This window comes from Pedobacter sp. SL55, from assembly GCF_026625705.1.
GTDB lineage: Bacteria > Bacteroidota > Bacteroidia > Sphingobacteriales > Sphingobacteriaceae > Pedobacter.
In genome coordinates this window covers 4,351,300-4,368,953 of the sequence record NZ_CP113059.1, presented here as the reverse complement: position 1 = coordinate 4,368,953, position 17,654 = coordinate 4,351,300, and the positions used below count along the sequence as shown (strand labels likewise).

Here is a 17,654-nt window from a genome sequence, read left to right as displayed (position 1 = left end):
ATTAATTTTAAATGATACGATGTCGGTAAGGGGAAATTCATTCAAATCTAATTCTTTTAAACAAAATGCCGAGCCAAATAAAGGCGGACAGAAAACCAGCCCGAAGGAGCCCCGAGTAAAATCCGAGTATCTTCCTACATTTAACCTGCAAGATGGCAGACTGGTAAAAATTATCGGCCTGTTTTTTGTTATTCTGTCGATTTATTTTTTGGTAGCTTTTACTTCTTATGTTTTTACTTGGGAAGAAGACCAGAGCTATGTAATAGATGCCAATGGCGGATGGAGTAACTTATTTAAAAGTATAGAAGAACTAAAGCAAAGTGGGGTAGAAGATCCAATTGTACAAAACTGGTTGGGTAAAATAGGTGCACTGTTGTCACATCAATTTATTTACGAATGGTTTGGTGTGGCCTCATTTCTTTTTGTTTTTGTGTTTTTTGTAATTGGCTACCGCATGCTTTTTAAGGTAAAGATTTTTGCCGTAGAAAAAGTGCTAGCATATAGCTTTTTTTCTTGCTGTTTGTATCGTTAGCTTTTGGTTTTGGCCACTCATTTTTTTCTAAAACGCCCCACTTTTTAGAGGGCGAGTTTGGTTACTGGACCAATAAATTATTAGAGGTGCAAATTGGTAGAACTGGCGTAGGAGGGTTATTGATTTTCTTAGGGCTATCGGTACTGATTGTAGCCTATAATATCGATTTTAAGTTTCCAGAGAAGCAGCCGGCTCCAAATCCTAGAAGAATTATAGAACCAGATATTCCCGAAAATATAGCGCTGGAAGAGGAAGAGAAATCTGAACCTGTTGAGTTTAGTTTGAATGATAGGTATGCCAACCGCCAAAAGCAAGAACAAAATATTGTGCTAACGCCAAGTAGGTTTGATAGGACCGAGCCAGAGGAAGAAAAAGATAATTCAATACCGTTAGGGGCCAATGTTTTGTTAACGCCAACGCCAGCAGTAGTGGCGCCGCCAGTTGTGGCTTCGGTTGGCGAAATGGTGTCTTCTACGCCAATGGAAATTACTCCGACTATAAAAGTTGATGATGCAGTTGAAGAACCTAAGTTTGTGATAGAAAAAACGGAGGAAGAAGTAAAATCTGATGAGCTAGTTGAGCAATTTGGCAACTACGACCCTACGTTAGATTTGTCTGGTTATAAGTATCCGCATTTAGATTTGATGGAGAATTACGGGACCAATAAGATTTCCGTAAATTCTGACGAGCTAGAAGCTAATAAGAACAAAATTGTAGAGACGTTAAATCACTACAATATCGAGATCGATAAAATTAAGGCGACTATTGGCCCAACGGTAACCTTGTACGAAATTATTCCGGCGCCAGGGGTTCGTATTTCTAAAATCAAAAATTTAGAAGACGATATTGCTTTAAGTTTGGCCGCTTTGGGTATTCGTATCATTGCGCCAATGCCGGGCAAGGGAACTATTGGTATAGAAGTGCCTAACTCGCACCCAGAAATGGTAGCAATGCGTAGCGTTTTAGCTACCGAAAAATGGGCGCAAAACACCATGGATTTGCCCATCGCTTTAGGCAAAACAATTAGCAATGAAGTTTACATCGCCGATTTGGCAAAAATGCCTCACTTATTGGTTGCCGGAGCAACGGGGCAAGGTAAATCGGTAGGGATCAATTCTATTTTGGTATCGCTGCTTTACAAAAAACATCCTTCGCAACTGAAGTTTGTATTGGTAGATCCTAAAAAAGTGGAGCTTACCTTATTTAATAAAATTGAAAGACATTTCTTGGCCAAATTGCCAGGCGGCGAAGATGCCATTATTACCGATACCAAAAAGGTAGTGCATACGCTAAACTCGCTTTGTATAGAAATGGATCAGCGTTATGATTTGCTGAAAGATGCGATGGTAAGGAACTTGAAAGAATACAACGAAAAGTTCATTAAGCGTAAGTTAAACCCAAATAATGGACACCGTTTCTTGCCTTACATTGTTTTAGTAGTAGATGAGTTCGCCGATTTAATTATGACCGCCGGTAAAGAGGTAGAAACGCCAATTGCTCGTTTAGCGCAATTAGCTCGTGCCATAGGTATTCACTTGGTATTGGCCACGCAACGTCCGTCGGTAAATGTAATTACAGGTACTATTAAAGCCAACTTCCCTGCCAGATTGGCGTTTAGGGTGCTTTCTAAAATAGACTCGCGTACCATTTTAGATAGTGGCGGTGCCGATCAGCTAATTGGTAGAGGAGATATGCTTTTGGCCACTGGTAGTGACTTAATTAGGCTACAGTGTGCGTTCGTAGATACACCAGAGGTGGATAGGATTTCTGATTTCATCGGTAACCAACGTGGTTATCCAGATGCTTATTTACTGCCAGAATATATCGACGAAAATGGCGAAGGAAGTACAAAGGAATTCGATCCAGATGATAAAGATGCGCTTTTTGAAGATGCAGCAAGGCTAATTGTAATGCACCAACAAGGTTCAACTTCGCTGATACAACGTAAAATGAAATTGGGTTATAACCGTGCGGGTAGAATTATAGACCAATTAGAAGGCGCAGGTATTGTTGGCCCTTTTGAAGGTAGTAAAGCACGTGAAGTTTTAATTCCTGATGAATATGCTTTGGAACAGTTCTTGAGTAACCTTAATAATAAATAGAATTTAAGATTAGATAAAATGAAGAAATTAATATTGGCGTTTTTAGCACTAGGTGTTTTTGGTTCGGTAGCTTCGGCACAAACAGACCCTAAGGCCAAAGCTATTTTAGCAGAAGTAAGTAAGAAATACCGCTCTTACGATATAGTAAAAACAGATTTCACTTTTACCTTAGATAATAAGCAAGCAAAAGTTAAAGAAACGCAACAAGGAACATTATACGTAAAAGCCAATGCGAATAAATACAAGGTGGCTATGACTAACCAAGAGTTAATTAGCGATGGTAAGGTACAGTGGACTTATTTAAAAAATGATAAAGAAGTACAGGTTTCTAACGTAGATCCAAGTGGCGAAGCCTTAAACCCAGCCAAAATTTTTACTATTTACGAAAAAGGTTTTAAATATATCTATACTGGAGAACAAAAAGTGGGTGCTAAAACTTATCAAATGATAGATTTATCGCCAACTGATGCTAAAAAGAATGTATTTAAAGTACGTTTAAGCGTAGACAAAGCAGCTAAGCAAATTGCAAATATTGTGGTGTTCGAGAAAAACGGAAATACTTATACTTACAATGTAAAAACATTTTCACCTAATGTAAAGGTTCCTGAAGCAACTTTTGCTTTTGATAGTAAGAAATATCCAGGTGTTGAAGTAGTAGATTTGCGATAAACAAAATATAAAAAAATATAAGTGAAAAAGGGTTTAGGCTATTAGCTTAAACCCTTTTTTGTTAGCTTTGGAAATCAGCATAAATCAATTGTTTTGAAAATAACTTTTTTAGGTACGGGTACATCACAGGGCATTCCAGTAATTGGATGTGGTTGCGAGGTATGCAAATCTGCCGATAAAAAAGACAAACGGTTAAGGGTTTCTGTTTGGATAGAAACTAACGATCGGAGCATTGTGATTGATAGTGGGCCAGATTTTCGGTATCAGATGCTAAGGGCAGGAGTTAATGATTTAGATGCTATTTTATATACCCACGAACATAAAGATCACGTGGCGGGCTTAGATGATATTAGACCGTACAATTACATCCTCAAAAAACGTATAGCTATTTATGCTACAGAGCGGGTGCAAGAGGCCTTAAAGAGGGAATTTCAGTATATTTTTGCAGATGTGAAATATCATGGCTTGCCACAAATTAATTTGCACACTATTGCAGAAGAGAAATTTAAAGTAGGCGATACCGAGATTATTCCTCTTGAGGTAATGCATTATAAGCTGCCTATTTTGGGTTACCGAATTGGAGATTTTACCTACATTACAGATGCCAAGACCATCAGCGAGGCTTCTTTAGAGAAAATTAAAGGTACAAAAGTTCTGGTATTAAACGCTTTGCAGAAAGAACCCCATATTTCTCATTTAACTTTTGATGAAGCCATAGCTATGGCAGAGAAAGTGGGGGCAGAAATGACTTATTTTACTCATATTAGCCATAATTTAGGCTTGCAACAAACCGTAAGCAAGGAGCTGCCTGCTAACATTCAATTAGCTTATGATGGTTTAATTATTGAGCTGTAGAACCAAAATCTAAGAACTATTTAGCAAATAGGGATTTTTTTCATTTCAAATGATATATTTGCAGCATAAATACCCGGGTGGCGAAATTGGTAGACGCACCATCTTGAGGGGGTGGCGCTGGCAACGGCGTGGCAGTTCGAATCTGCTTCCGGGTACAGGCAAAGAGCCTTTAGCATTTAGCTAGAGGCTTTTTTGTTTTTATACACACAGTTTTGCACCCACAAATGCTCGATAACTTTCAAAAACTTTTATAGAGTTGTAATAAATATTATCATTATGTTTTAACGATGTTATAGAAATATTCGTTAATAACCAATACTACCGATTAGCAATTAAGTCCATAGCTTTGCAAAAGCTGAACAATGGGTTTGGTGGCCAGTTTGGAATGGAAGGCGTTGGTTAATTTTGACAAAATCTATAGGCGGAAAACGTATCTATAAATAAAACAGTTAGTAATAATAGGAAAAGTCGGTTTTTCATTTTGATTTAATTTTTCGTGGACAAAAATTGATTGATTTTAACAAGCATTTCCTTGGCATTATCATTATTTGGATTCAGTTCCAGTGTTTTCTGATAGTCTTTTTTAGAAGCATTGTAATCTTTCTTATTCAAATAAGCTTCGCCTCGGCTGTCATAAGCGTTGGCTGATTTTGGAAACTCTTCGATATTTAAATTAAAAATCTTAATTGCAGAATTTATATTTCCATCTCGCAAAAACTCATACCCGAGTTCATTCAGCTCACTTTCATTTGCGAAATTATAATCATTAGCATTATTCTTTTTAAGCTTTTTGTAAAGCGTAATTCCTTTGTCAATGTTCTTTTCACATTCTTTTCTAATAGTTAGAGAAATCGATTCCTTTTGAGATTCGACAAGATAATTTTTCCATTGATTGAGACTTGCAACATTGTTGACAATCTCTTCTATCAGTTTCATATTTCTGCCATTGGTCATTACTGTAATGCCGTTTCCATCTTCCAGACTTCCTACATAATAGCATACAAAACCCTCATTACCACCGCTGTGACCAAAATATTTTGTGCCTTTGAAATCATTTAGAAATACACCGTAATTATTTTCTAATCTTTTGGATGACATTTTTTTAGACAATATTTTATTTGATTTCCTTAATAATGACAATTGGGTTTCGATAACATATTTTGCCAAATCTGACGGATTAGTCCATAAACCTGCCGCTGCTTTTTCGGGATAGATATGATATTTTCCTTTTACCTCTTTACCATTGGCATTATATCCCGTTGCGAGCAGATTGATTTTATTTTCTGATGGAGGCTGATTAAAAGAGCTTTCGTTCATTTCCAGAGGTAAAAGAACATTTTTCAACATATAATCTTGGTATTTTTCTCCAGTTGTATTTTCAAGTATTAATTGCGAAATCGTGGTTCCTCCGCCTGAATATTGAAACTTAAGACCTGGTTCAAAAACCGAACGAACTGCAATTGAATTGGCTGGTTTTAATCCGTCAAGAATTTGTATTGTGTTTGGTAATTCTTTTCCTTTTTCATAACCGCCAAAACCTCCAACTGACAAACCAGCTTTGTGGCTTAAAAGATTTCCAATCGTGATTTTTTTTCCTTTTGAAACCTCATCGTATGGAAATTTCCAAGTGGTTAAATAATCATTGATATCATTATCCAAAGCTAATTTGCCTTCCTGAACTAATTTCAAAATCCCAAGGCTGTTGAAAGATTTGCTTATCGACGCTGCTTGGAAAAGTGTTTGAGTTGTTGCTGGCCTATTTTCCGAAACATCTGCAAAACCATAAGCTTTTATCCATTCTACTTTGTAGTCATTGATGACTGCAATACTCACTGCATTGACATTGTAGAAAGCCATTCTTTCTTTTAATGATGACTTCTTTTTTGATTTGTCCCAATAATTCAGGTCATTTTCTAATAGTTTTATTTTATCATTTACGCTTTGGGCGAAAGTGTTGAGTGATAAAAACAAGATGAAGATTAGCTGGAGCTTTTTCATTTTTTATAATTGATTTTATAATTAATAAGACAATTTAAAGATGGATATTATTACATTGTGGAATTGGTTTATTTTTCAATTTCCTTTTCAATTTTTAAGAGCATTTCCTTGGCGTTATCATTATTAGGATTAAGCTCTACCGTTTTCTGATAATCTTTTTTAGAAGCATTGTAATCTTTTTTTATGAAATAAACTTCGCCTCGTGTGTCGTAAATATTGGATGAATTGGGAAATTCTGAAACTGCATAATTAATAATCTTCAAAGCATTATCCGTTTTTCCTTCGCTTAAAAATTTGTATGTCAATCTGTTAAGTTCACTTTCAAAACCATTGAAATTATAAGAATCAAATTTATTTTTCCTAAGCTCTTGCAAATAAACGATTCCTTCTTCTACAGAAGTTGCTTTCATTTTTTTATACACTTCGAAGATGATTAATGGTTTCGGCAAATCAATTTTACCGTTATATAAAATCCCGAAAATATCATCAATAATAGCTTCCAATTGTCCGCCTCTTTTCCCAGCTCTGGTATTATCTAGCAAAATCACATAGATTTTATCTTCTGGAATTCTGGCAATATTGCAGGAAAACCCATTGATTCCGCCACTATGCCCCATTGTCGTAATATCTTTCCCAGAACCTAAAAAATTCTGTTGTTTCTGAATATTCAAACCGTAAGCGTAATTACCTGTGTGAGGCGTAAAATAGATTTTTTTGTTCTCGTCATTTAGTAAAATATTGGTGTACAAAGCATCATCCCATTTCCGCATATCATTCGCCGTACTGTACATTGCGCCGGCAGAAAACACAGAAGTTTTCATATTGATGTAGTCTGTTTTTTGGTAGCCTTCGTAATCAAAATCATAACCTTGTGCGTAATTTGAAATGATTTCTTTCGGGTTTTCAATGCCTGTGTTTTTCATTCCAACCACATCAAATATTTTTTCCTTGAGAACATTTTCATAGGGCTTTCCTGTAATTTCTTCGATAATCAAACCCAATAAATAATAGCCCGTGTTACAATAGTTCTGTTTAGTTCCGGGTTCAAACGCCAGATTATCTTTGAAGTATTTGACTGCAAATTCTTTCCCAGATATATTTTCGAAAACCATTTTAGTTTTAAAATCTGGAAAATCTGTATAATTGGGCAAGCCAGAAGTGTGCGTCAATAACTGATGGATCGTGATTTTATTTCCAATTGTTTTGCTGAACCAAGGCAGATAATCACTTATTTTATCATCAAGTTTGATTTTTCCTTCCTGTTTCAACTGCATAATCAGCATTGCAGTAAAATGTTTGGTTACAGAACCAATTCTGAATTTGGTATCTGATGTTGCGTTGATATTCCAGCTTTTGTCTGCTTTTCCATAATTTTTTTGAAGTACAATTTCGCCGTTTTGCACAATTAGCGCACTTCCGTTAAAAAGGTCAAATTGATGATATTTTTCGATTATCAAATCGATTTTTTTAGCTTTTTCCTGTTTAGATTTCAAAGCATTCTGCTGACAAAAACCTCCAATTGATACAAGCAGAAAATACGCAAACAAAATATGTTTCATATAAGATTGATTTTTAAAATTCTCTACAAAGATGCTTTAGAAGCCGCAGATACGCGACCGACTAAAAAAAGTCGAACGCATTTGTCCTCTAAAAAATATTAATTTGAATTTTTTCTAAAATCAGTCGGCGTTTTTCCCGTGTATTTTTTGAAAGAAGTATTGAAAGAAGATTTAGAATTAAAACCAACTTGGTATAAGATTTCCAAAACAGTCAGTTCTTTTTGCGAAGGGTCTTTCAGAATTTGCATTGCTTTTTCAATTCGATATTCATTCACGAAATCGAAAAAGTGTTTATCCATATACAAATTAATCAAAGTAGATAAATCTTTGACCGGCATTTTTATTTGCTCTGATAAATCCTGAATGGTTAGCGATGAATCCAAATAGGGTTCTTTTTCCGCCATAAAATCTTTTAAGAATTGGATTTCCTTATTTTTTTCTTCAACGATTAAAGGACTGGTTTTCTGTTTCTCAACAACCTCTGTAATAGGTTTCAGAAAGGAATTTACTCCTCTGAAAAATTCGGGATTATTTAATGCCGTAAATAGATACCAGCAAGTACAAAATAAAAATGCGAGCCCATCAATCGTTACAATCCAAGCTCTGAACTCTCCCAAACCATAGGTAAAAGTGACCAGCCATCTGAGAAGTACTAAAAAATGCAGGAGATAATATAGAATTGTTATCCTGTAAAGTGCATTAATTAAAGAAATATTCGGATTCGTATAATTCTCGAGATAAACAGTCCTAGACTTTCTAATAACCAGAAAAGAAGCAATAAAATAAGCTTGAAATAGAAATTCGAAAAGAAATTGAAAAAATTGATTTAGAGGCATCTGGTTCATTGCCTCGATAAAATGCAATTTCATTGCGTTAGACTCAAAATATATCCCTGAAGCTAAATACAAGTTGTAAGCAACAAACGGAATAGCGTGAAGTAAATGTTTCGTTTTTAACCGAAAATCAGAAAAACAAACGGACATTACGTAGAGATAAAATACAGCAGGAACCAAATAGACGATGCTCCAACGAAAAGCCTCGAGGTTGATGAGGTTTTCAGGAATATGATGGATCAAATATTTACTAGCATCTATTGCATTGGCAATCAGAAAAAAAGAGAAAAGCCGATTGCCTAATTTGTACTTCGTTTTTACGGTTAGCAGAAACAAAGCAAGAAAAAGTATTATAAAAATCCCGGTAAAAGCCGTTATATCTAAAAAAGTATGTTTATTCATTTTTAAACGAAAGCTAAAATTACTTTTTTTAGGTGAAGTTATTGATATATTCGGTTTGAATTAAAGCCCCAACTGAGCAACAATAAATTAATTATTTGTAAAGACTAAATAGTCCTTGAATTTTAGCCACAGCGCATATCATTATACTTTTGAAAGCCAAAACTACAATTTATCATATCTGCCAACTTTTTTGTTCTAAAATAATCTGCTCAAGGTGTTCTTGGTAAAAAACTGAAAAATTTTCACTTACGTTTTATATGAATCCTTTTCTCTCTAAATCCTCAATTATGGGCTCAATAAGCAATAAAAAGCGATTCAAATGTTCAAAGTATTCTTGCTGATCGGTACTAACAAGATTCATGATCAGTTTTTTAAAGGTTGCTCATTAAAAAGCAATCCTTTTTTGTTGATTTTTCAGCAGGTTGTAATGGAAGGCTTTTTACATAAATTTTGTTCTAAATGAACCTTGACCCCATACAAGATTATCTTTAAACAAACCTCTAATCAAAGTATGCTTTTGAGTTACCTTACTCTTGTCGTAAATGATAGACAGGTTTTTAAGCCACAGAAGCATTTTTTTAACATATATCTTTGTCTGAATTTATTTTCGGTTTCTCGTCGGAGTTCAAAGTAGTTGAGATGATCCTCTTTTCCTGATGCAATTTTTTAAAGCGTAGCAGAAGTGCCATTTTTAAGTATAAAAGGTGGTCGCTTTTAACAACCTGCCAATATGCCTCGTAATAAAGTTACTTGTGGTATAGTGAAACAGGTTTTTATTTGTTCTAAAAAATATTAGTTTTGCCTCTGGCCTTTCTAATCAAATACATATAATTGTCTTCAGTGACTATAGATTCTTGTTATTTACAAATAGGATCCTTTCTGTATAATGGAAAATAGTGATATTATTCTTGGTCTTAAAGCTGGCGATAATGATGCATATAAAATCTTATATGACGAACATTATAGTGCCCTTTGCCTTTATGCTTATAAAGTTACAGGAAATTCCTACACTGCTCGTTCTGTAGTTAATGAGGTAATTTTTTCAATTTGGAAAAATCGTTCAGAGCTACAAATTCAAAATTTAAGAGGCTACTTGTTAACGGCAGTACGAAACCGCTGTTTCAATACTTTAATGGAAGAGAAAAGAAGGGGGAATATCCATTCAGAGCTTCCTGAGCATAATTATTTTCAGAAGGAAGAAATGCCATATAATAAAGAATCTACTCCTATGGATTATTTATTAGCTAAAGAATTAGATTCTAAAATTCTACGCAGTATCAATAAGATGCCTCAACAAACTCGAGAGATATTCTTGTTAAGTAGATACGCTGATTTGAAGTATCACGAAATAGCAAGCAAATTAGCTATTTCAGTAGATGTAGTAAAATATCACATCAAGCAAGCACTTTTTAGGTTGCGAGAAGACCTTCAAGATTATTTCTTCAAAAAAAAATAACATTAAGTTTACCCTAAGTTCTTTTTTGATTGTCTTTTAATTGTGGATGCTTAGAAAGGCATAACAAAATTAAATGGAAGATAGATCAAAAGAATACTGGTTGGAGCTAATTTATGAAGCTCTTACTGGAAACATAGATAGAGATGATGTTACGAAGTTGGAGGAATGGCGCTTGCAATCGGTTGAAAATACAGCTTTTTATGAGGAGGTAGTTGTATTTTTTGAGATGATGGAATTTGGTGAGCAGTTAAGCGATAATGAAATAGAAGCGGCGTATAAAGAATTTCTTGATAAAAAGGAAGTAAAAGTTGTGCCTTTGTATAAGCGCTTACTTCCTCATATTTCTGTTGCTGCTGCACTTTTAGTTGCATTTTTTATTGGCCTATATGTATCTGAACCTAAAAATGACACAGTTGTTGAAACGGTTTTTGCTGTAGATAAAGGTTCAAAATCAAAAACTATTTTGCCTGATGGTACGGAAGTGTGGCTTAACTCTGCGACTAAGCTTAAAGTTAGTCGAAATTTCGGTAGAGAAGATAGGAGAGTGAGATTGGAAGGGGAAGCTTTTTTTGAGGTGGCCCATGATAGGAAGAAACCTTTCATTGTCGAAACATCCTCTCTAGATTTAAAGGTGCATGGTACTTCTTTTAACCTGTCTTGTTATCCTAAAGAAGAGACTCGGGTAGCTTTATTCAAAGGTTCTGTAGAGTTGCTATCTGCTAATGGCAAGTCTGTTATGATGAAGCCTGATGATGTAGTTGCTTATAGATCCGAAACAGGTAAATTTCAATTATTGAACGAAACTTTAGAGAAAGAATATGCGTGGAGAGATTCGAAGTTTATTTTCAGAAATGAAAAATTTGAACAAATAGCTTCTCAACTTGAGCGAGTATTTAACGTAGATATATCAGTGATGAATAAGGAAGTTATGAGTAAAAAATTCACAGGAGATTTTGTTCAAAACGAACCTCTTCCAGAAATTCTCGGGATTATGTCTAAAGTAGGAGGGTTCTCTTTTAAGATAAAAGGGCGCCAAATAGTGATTTATTAAGTATACAACTCGTTTCGTTTGCGAAACAATATTCTAACCATAAATTATAAACCATTAAAAAACTTATTATGAACGCAGAAAAGACCTAAAAAGAAAAATAAAAAAAAGAATCGGAGGATATTCGCAGTATCCCCGATTCTAAAATAGAATAAACGTAATTCGTCTAAACTTCAATTATTTTGCATAATGTACAAAAAAATACACTGTGATAGATATTTATTGCTAAAAAATTGTCATCGCGGTATTATAAAGACAATGAAAGTAACCGTACTTTTGATGTTTGCCCAAGTTTTTGCGGCAGTAGCATCGGTATATTCACAAGACGCTCGTGTGTCGCTGAATATCAATAATCAACCCCTTTCAACAGTAATATCAACAATCAAAGAACAAACCTCCTATTCTTTTTTCTTTGATGCCGAAGAAGTTGATGTGACTCGAAAAATTAGTATCTCTGGGCGAGATATCAAAGTTAAAGATGCACTAGAAAAGGTGTTGAAACCTGTAGGTCTTGAAACAAGAATGAGCGGTAATCATATCCTGATTATCAAAAAAGAAGCTCCTGCTCAGCAAAAGGAGATAAGGGGAGTTGTTAAGGATAGTTCTGGCCAGCCTGTAGTTGGTGCTTCTGTATCTGTAAAAGGTACTAGTGGAGGCGCTCTAACTGATGCCAATGGAAATTTTCGCTTATTGGTTCCCTCTGCAAATTCAGTTTTAGTGATTTCATTTATAGGTATGCAGACTTTAGAGAGGCCTGTAGGAAATGAAACTGTTTTGAACATTACGCTTCAGAGTTCCGAAATTAAAATGCAGGAAGTGGTTGTGACGGCTTTGGGGATCAAGAAAGAGGCAAGGTCACTTTCTTACCATGTACAACAACTTAGCGCAAATGAGGTGAATAGGGTTTCTGATGCTAACTTCGTTAACAACCTAAATGGTAAAGTTGCAGGTGTTACTATCAATAGTTCTTCATCTGGTGTTGGTGGTTCATCTCGTGTAATCATGAGGGGGGTAAAATCTATTTCTGGTAATAACAATGCGTTATATGTGATTGATGGTGTACCCATGCCTAACTTATCATCTGATCAGCCTGAAGGCGTGTTTGCTGGAGCAGGACAGACTGGCGATGGTATTTCCAATCTCAATCCAGAAGATATCGAAAGTATCTCTGTGTTAAGTGGCCCTTCTGCTGCTGCATTATATGGTAGTTCTGCAGCTAACGGTGTGGTTTTGGTAACCACTAAAAAAGGTGTTCAGGGAAAATTGTCACTTAATCTCTCAAATAGTACTTACCTTTTCTAGTCCATTGATTTTACCCGAATTTCAAAATACCTATGGGCAAACGGAACAGGGAAGTTATTACAGTTGGGGCGATAAACTTGCTACACCTTCGAGCTATAATCCGTCAGATTTTTTCCAAACTGGATCGAACGTTACCAATTCAGTTAGTTTGTCTACTGGAACTGCTCAAAATCAGACCTATTTTTCTGCAGGTACAGTAAATGCCCAAGGAATTATTCATAATAACGACTATACGAGATTAAATTTCTCTGTTCGCAATACTTCAAAATTTCTTGATGATAAGTTGACCATGGATCTTGGTTTTATGACCAGTAATGTGAAAGAACAGAACATGATTTCACAAGGTCAATATTTTAATCCATTAGTTGCCATATATCTTTTCCCAGCAGGTGATGATTTTGCGAAAGTAAAAAGTTTTGAGCGTTACAATGCTACAAGGAACTTTCAGACGCAATTTTGGCCTTATGGCGACCAAGGTTTATCTATGCAGAACCCATACTGGGTAACTGAACGTAATTTGTTTTCGAATGATAAAGGCCGTTATATGGCTAATGGATCTCTTAAATACGAATTTGCTAATTGGATCAACTTGACCGCTCGTGCCAAGATAGATAGGAGCAACGATCGTTTCGGAAAGAAGTACTATGCTTCAACCAATACCTTGTTTGCATCTGACAATGGCTACTATTCATTGATGGGAACTAATACCCGTCAATTTTACGGAGAGGCATTGTTAAACATTAATAAAAATTTTAATGATAACATGTTTGGCTTAACTGCCAATATAGGTGCTAATATAGAGGATGTTAGGTATTTAGAGGATATGTTTGGCGGAAGGCTAGGTAGTGTAGCTAACTTATTTACTTATGCTAACGTAAATAGAACTACATCGGAGTATGGTCAGTCAGGATATCGTAGACAAAAAAACGCTGTATTTGCGAGTTCGCAATTAGGTTATAAAAGTATGGCCTACTTAGATGTAACCGCTCGTAACGATTGGGCTTCTACACTAGCAGGCTCAGATGTTAAATCATTTTTCTACCCAACGATAGGTCTTTCGGGTATCATGACAGATATTTTTTCAATTAAGAGCAATGTCTTGTCTTACTTGAAGTTAGAGTCTCTTATTCTGAAGTTGGAAACGAACCTAATGTGTTTTTAACTATACCAACATACCGGATGAACTCCAATTTGCCAAATACTAGAGCGAGAATGCCTAATACAGATTTGGTACCAGAGCGAACAAAATCATGGGAAGCTGGGGCTAATTTAATGTTGTTTAAGAGTAAGCTGAAATTAGATGCTACTGTTTACAGCTCAAGTAACTTATAATCAGTTCTTTGAGCCAGATTTATCCGCTTCATCAGGCTTTACCAGTGTAATTGTAAACGCTGGACAAGTTGACAATAAAGGTATTGAGGTTTCTGCACGTTACAGCGACAAGTTTGGTAAATTAAACTGGACTACAGGTGTAACTTACTCACTTAACAGGAATAAAATCATTGCATTATTACCAGGTTGGGTAAATCCATTAACTCAAGAGGTAATTAGCTTATCTGAGGTAAATAAGGGTGGAACGGCAAGTTATAGGATGATATTGAAAGAAGGCGGTACAATGGGCGACATTTATGTAAATACCTTAAGAACGGACGAACATGGTGCTATTTATGTACATCCATCAGACCAAGTGGTGGTAGCCGATGCAAATAATTTTGTGCGTGCCGGAAATACCAATCCTAAGTACAATCTAGCTTGGAACAATAGTTTCGATTGGAATGGTCTATCTTTAGGATTTTTGTTTACTGGCCGTGTAGGTGGAATTGTGGTTTCAAATACCCAAGCCGTACTAGATGCTTTTGGTGCTTCGAAGGCCTCTGCTGATGCTAGAGACCAAGGAGGTGCATTAGTAAATGGATACAGAATTCCTGCGAAGGAGTATTACCAAACTGTAGGCGGTGGTTCTTCAGGTATCGGTTCTATGTATACCTATAGTGCTACGAATGTGCGTTTGGCAGAGCTTTCTTTAGGATATAATATTCCAGTAGAAAAATGGACTAAAACGATAAAAGGTTTGAATGTATCTATGGTAGGTAGAAACTTATTCTTCCTTTATAATAAAGCGCCTTTTGATCCAGAATTAACGGCAAATACATCAACTTACTATCAAGGGATAGATTATTTCATGCAGCCAAGCCTTCGTAACCTAGGTTTTTCTGTAAAGGTTCAGTTTTAATTATTTTAATAAAAGAAATGATGACAATAGATAAAATATTCTCATTCAAGAGAAAGCTATTCCTTTCATGTGTTTCACTGGCATTATTCAATTCGTCATGTAGCAAGTTTGAAGAATATAATACCAACCAGCATGAGGCTACGGAATTGATTATGAGTTATGACGATCTTAAAACAGGTGCTTTTTTTGCACAAATGCAAAGAAACGTGGTTTTGTTTAAAGAAGGTTCAACAGAGGGGAGTAATCAAAGTAGCGACTATCAGGTTGCTCAGGGGCTTACCAGCGATTTGTATTCAGGATATATTGCGCCAACAGGAACTTGGTACGGAGGCGTACACAATGGCTCTTATAATTTTATAACCGGCTGGATAGAAAAAACGTTTACTTCAGGATTTGTAGGTGTAATGCCTGCATGGCAGGAAATTGTTAAAATAGCAAAGGAACAACAACGCCCACAAGTGGCTGCTTTGGCAACAGTAGTTAAGGTAGAAGCGATGCACCGTGTTGCTGATGCCTACGGACCGATTCCATATATCAACTTCGGAAGCGGTACGCTAAGAAACAATTACGATGGATTGGAAGAGGTATATACCAAGTTTTTTGCAGAGCTAGATGAATCGATTGATGTATTAACTAATTACGTACAAGGTAATCCTGGAGCTACAATTTTGCCAAAATACGATTTGATTTATGGTGGAGATGCAACCAAATGGGTTAAATTTGCCAATTCACTCCGCTTGCGCTTGGCTATGCGTATAGCTTATGCTAACCCTAGTTTGGCAAAAACAGAAGCTGAAAAATCTATCAGTAACCCTATTGGGGTAATTGGTTCAACAAATGAGAGAACATCTTTAAAGCATTCGGCTAACTTAGTTTACTATCATCCATTATTCGAAATTTCGACTACGTTTAATGCCGGTGAAGCCCGTATGAGTGCCTCTATGGATGCTTACATGAATGGTTATAACGACCCTCGTTTAGCAGCTTACTTTACGAAAGCCACTGCCGATGGTGGTTATCATGGTGTACGTTTAGGTATTACTTCTTCTGTTTGGACAAGATATGTAGATCCAACTAGGATTTCTGGTTTGAACATGAATCAGAGTTCTACTGAAATCGTTTGGATGACCGCAGCAGAAACTTATTTTCTTAGATCAGAGGGAGCACTTCGAGGATGGTCAATGGGCGGTACAGCTCAAGAACTATACGAAAAAGGAATTAGTACTTCATTTGAAGAAAATAATGTTGCTGGAGCAGCAGCCTATATTGCTAACTCAACTAATACTCCAAAAGCTTTTACAGATAATGCAGAAGGATCTAGTTTTAATACAGCTGCACCAAGTACAGTTACAGTAGCATGGAATGCCGCAGCTTCTACTGAGCTTAACTTAGAACGTATCATTACGCAGAAATGGATAGCAATGTATCCTGATGGACCTGAAGGTTGGGCGGAGTTTAGACGTACAGGATATCCTAAATTGCTTCCGGTTGTTGTCAATAACAGTAACGGAACCATCAATACCGCTACACAGGTTCGCCGTATTCCTTTCCCTCAATCAGAGTACAATAACAATCGTGCTGGAGTGCAGGTGGGTGTATCCAAACTTGGCGGCGCAGATAATGGCGGTACTAAATTATGGTGGGACAAAAAATGATCCAATATTCAACAATAAATTTGAGTAAGATGAAAAAAACTAAAATTCAAATATTTGGCATGTTGCTGTCGGCTTTATTTGCTTCGTTATTATTTACGGGTTGCGATAAAGAGGTAGAGGCTTTGCAAATTCAGAAGTTAAAAACTTACGATGAGCAGTATTATAAAAACTTACGTGAGTTTAAGAAAAGTAAACATGAAATCAGTTATGCTTATTATGAGGCATGGTCTCCGGTAGAAGGTGTTTCTGGCACCAAGTATCCGGCATCGTGGGGAGAGCGTATACTGGGCTTACCTGATAGTCTTGATATTGTAAATCTTTGGATGGGCATACCCACAAAAGACACTCATCCGTTGGCGTATGAAGATATGAAGATATCTCAAGAAAAACTGGGAACACGTTTTGTAATGCATGCAGATGCTTCACACTATAGACATAAGTTTACCGTAGATGGTGTAAATTACGATATGGGGGGCGACGGTAACAATATCAGTGATGCTACCATGGCTGCTTATGCAAAGTGGATTGTAAAGCAAGTATTGGAACCCGGCCTTGATGGGGTGGATGTAGACTGGGAAGGTTGGAATGGCCCAAATCTAGTAAGACTTATAAATGAACTGAGCAAAGAGTTTGGGCCTAAAGGAAAAGACCCAAGTAAATTATTGATTGTTGACTTTTTTAATAGTAATCCGCCAACATCAATTATACCTTTTTGCGACTATTTTGTTAGTCAATCGTATTCTAACCAAACTGGAGGGATATATCACCCAGCGGGCTTTCCTTATGAAACAATGATTTATTGTGAAACATTTGGTGTTTTTTATGCCACAGGAGGTAAGCTACTTGATTATGCAAGATGGCAACCGGCAATTGGTCGTAAGGGAGGAGTTGGTGTTTTCTTCTTAGGAAGAAATTATTATTCGTCTTCAGGTATACCTTATAATGAATTCAGGAAAGCTATTCAGATCATGAATCCAGCGGTACACTAATGCCTAGGTTTACATTTCAAG

The 17,654-nt window shown here is 36.2% G+C and carries 13 protein-coding genes, 1 tRNA gene and 1 pseudogene; 12 read left to right on the top strand and 3 right to left on the bottom strand.

Annotated features, from left to right (window positions below):
• Nucleotides 1-19: 19 nt before the first annotated feature.
• From OVA16_RS19590 to OVA16_RS19575, 4 genes and pseudogenes are all read left to right on the top strand, one after another.
• Nucleotides 20-2,634 (top strand): annotated as a pseudogene (locus tag OVA16_RS19590) (DNA translocase FtsK 4TM domain-containing protein).
• 18 nt (nucleotides 2,635-2,652) lie between these two features.
• The gene (locus OVA16_RS19585; protein WP_267762701.1) at nucleotides 2,653-3,303 is read left to right on the top strand and encodes a LolA family protein; all 651 of its coding nucleotides are present in this window, start codon (nucleotides 2,653-2,655) and stop codon (nucleotides 3,301-3,303) included.
• Nucleotides 3,304-3,396: 93 nt separating this feature from the next.
• Nucleotides 3,397-4,158: an MBL fold metallo-hydrolase gene (locus OVA16_RS19580; protein WP_267762699.1), complete on the top strand. Its 762-nt coding sequence runs from the start codon at nucleotides 3,397-3,399 to the stop codon at nucleotides 4,156-4,158.
• Nucleotides 4,159-4,229: 71 nt separating this feature from the next.
• Nucleotides 4,230-4,313 (top strand) — tRNA-Leu (locus tag OVA16_RS19575).
• 331 nt (nucleotides 4,314-4,644) lie between these two features.
• Here the strand turns inward: OVA16_RS19575 and OVA16_RS19570 are convergent.
• The 3 genes from OVA16_RS19570 to OVA16_RS19560 form a co-directional block, all read right to left on the bottom strand.
• A complete protein-coding gene (locus OVA16_RS19570; protein WP_267762697.1) occupies nucleotides 4,645-6,156 on the bottom strand; it encodes a serine hydrolase in 1,512 nt (503 codons plus the stop codon).
• 68 nt (nucleotides 6,157-6,224) lie between these two features.
• Nucleotides 6,225-7,715 carry a serine hydrolase gene (locus OVA16_RS19565; protein WP_267762695.1) on the bottom strand — a complete coding sequence of 497 codons (1,491 nt, stop codon included), beginning with the start codon at nucleotides 7,713-7,715 and terminating at the stop codon, nucleotides 6,225-6,227.
• 98 nt (nucleotides 7,716-7,813) lie between these two features.
• Entirely contained in the window at nucleotides 7,814-8,950 is a 1,137-nt protein-coding gene (locus tag OVA16_RS19560; protein ID WP_267762694.1) for a helix-turn-helix domain-containing protein, read from the bottom strand.
• Nucleotides 8,951-9,836: 886 nt separating this feature from the next.
• Here OVA16_RS19560 and OVA16_RS19555 point away from each other — a divergent pair.
• The 8 genes from OVA16_RS19555 (at nucleotide 9,837) to OVA16_RS19520 (ending at nucleotide 17,633) form a co-directional block, all read left to right on the top strand.
• Complete coding sequence (locus OVA16_RS19555) at nucleotides 9,837-10,406, top strand: RNA polymerase sigma-70 factor (protein WP_267762692.1); 570 nt, start codon at nucleotides 9,837-9,839, stop codon at nucleotides 10,404-10,406.
• 73 nt (nucleotides 10,407-10,479) lie between these two features.
• Nucleotides 10,480-11,457 (top strand): FecR family protein, encoded by a 978-nt coding sequence (locus tag OVA16_RS19550; RefSeq protein ID WP_267762690.1) that lies wholly within the window; start codon nucleotides 10,480-10,482, stop codon nucleotides 11,455-11,457.
• 255 nt (nucleotides 11,458-11,712) lie between these two features.
• A complete protein-coding gene (locus OVA16_RS19545) occupies nucleotides 11,713-12,756 on the top strand; it encodes a SusC/RagA family TonB-linked outer membrane protein (RefSeq protein ID WP_267762689.1) in 1,044 nt (347 codons plus the stop codon).
• Nucleotides 12,704-13,918 (top strand): hypothetical protein, encoded by a 1,215-nt coding sequence (locus OVA16_RS19540; protein WP_267762688.1) that lies wholly within the window; start codon nucleotides 12,704-12,706, stop codon nucleotides 13,916-13,918. Before OVA16_RS19545 ends, OVA16_RS19540 begins: the two co-directional genes overlap by 53 nt.
• Nucleotides 13,909-14,088 (top strand): TonB-dependent receptor, encoded by a 180-nt coding sequence (locus tag OVA16_RS19535; protein WP_267762687.1) that lies wholly within the window; start codon nucleotides 13,909-13,911, stop codon nucleotides 14,086-14,088. Before OVA16_RS19540 ends, OVA16_RS19535 begins: the two co-directional genes overlap by 10 nt.
• Nucleotides 14,057-14,989, top strand: coding sequence for a hypothetical protein (locus tag OVA16_RS19530; protein WP_267762686.1), 933 nt, complete (start codon nucleotides 14,057-14,059; stop codon nucleotides 14,987-14,989). Before OVA16_RS19535 ends, OVA16_RS19530 begins: the two co-directional genes overlap by 32 nt.
• A gap of 17 nt (nucleotides 14,990-15,006) precedes the next feature.
• Nucleotides 15,007-16,644, top strand: coding sequence for a RagB/SusD family nutrient uptake outer membrane protein (locus OVA16_RS19525; protein ID WP_267762685.1), 1,638 nt, complete (start codon nucleotides 15,007-15,009; stop codon nucleotides 16,642-16,644).
• A gap of 29 nt (nucleotides 16,645-16,673) precedes the next feature.
• Nucleotides 16,674-17,633, top strand: coding sequence for a glycoside hydrolase family 18 (locus tag OVA16_RS19520; protein ID WP_267765434.1), 960 nt, complete (start codon nucleotides 16,674-16,676; stop codon nucleotides 17,631-17,633).
• The last annotated feature ends 21 nt before the right edge of the window (nucleotides 17,634-17,654 follow it).

What these genes read in the sequence shown, in the direction of transcription:
- OVA16_RS19570 (WP_267762697.1), bottom strand. Translation starts at nt 6,156, where the DNA reads ATGAAAAAGCTCCAGCTAATCTTCATCTTGTTTTTATCACTCAACACT.
- OVA16_RS19550 (WP_267762690.1), top strand. Translation starts at nt 10,480, where the DNA reads ATGGAAGATAGATCAAAAGAATACTGGTTGGAGCTAATTTATGAAGCT.
- OVA16_RS19520 (WP_267765434.1), top strand. Translation starts at nt 16,674, where the DNA reads ATGAAAAAAACTAAAATTCAAATATTTGGCATGTTGCTGTCGGCTTTA.
- OVA16_RS19560 (WP_267762694.1), bottom strand. Translation starts at nt 8,950, where the DNA reads ATGAATAAACATACTTTTTTAGATATAACGGCTTTTACCGGGATTTTT.
- OVA16_RS19585 (WP_267762701.1), top strand. Translation starts at nt 2,653, where the DNA reads ATGAAGAAATTAATATTGGCGTTTTTAGCACTAGGTGTTTTTGGTTCG.
- OVA16_RS19525 (WP_267762685.1), top strand. Translation starts at nt 15,007, where the DNA reads ATGATGACAATAGATAAAATATTCTCATTCAAGAGAAAGCTATTCCTT.
- OVA16_RS19555 (WP_267762692.1), top strand. Translation starts at nt 9,837, where the DNA reads ATGGAAAATAGTGATATTATTCTTGGTCTTAAAGCTGGCGATAATGAT.
- OVA16_RS19530 (WP_267762686.1), top strand. Translation starts at nt 14,057, where the DNA reads ATGCTACTGTTTACAGCTCAAGTAACTTATAATCAGTTCTTTGAGCCA.
- OVA16_RS19545 (WP_267762689.1), top strand. Translation starts at nt 11,713, where the DNA reads ATGAAAGTAACCGTACTTTTGATGTTTGCCCAAGTTTTTGCGGCAGTA.
- OVA16_RS19565 (WP_267762695.1), bottom strand. Translation starts at nt 7,715, where the DNA reads ATGAAACATATTTTGTTTGCGTATTTTCTGCTTGTATCAATTGGAGGT.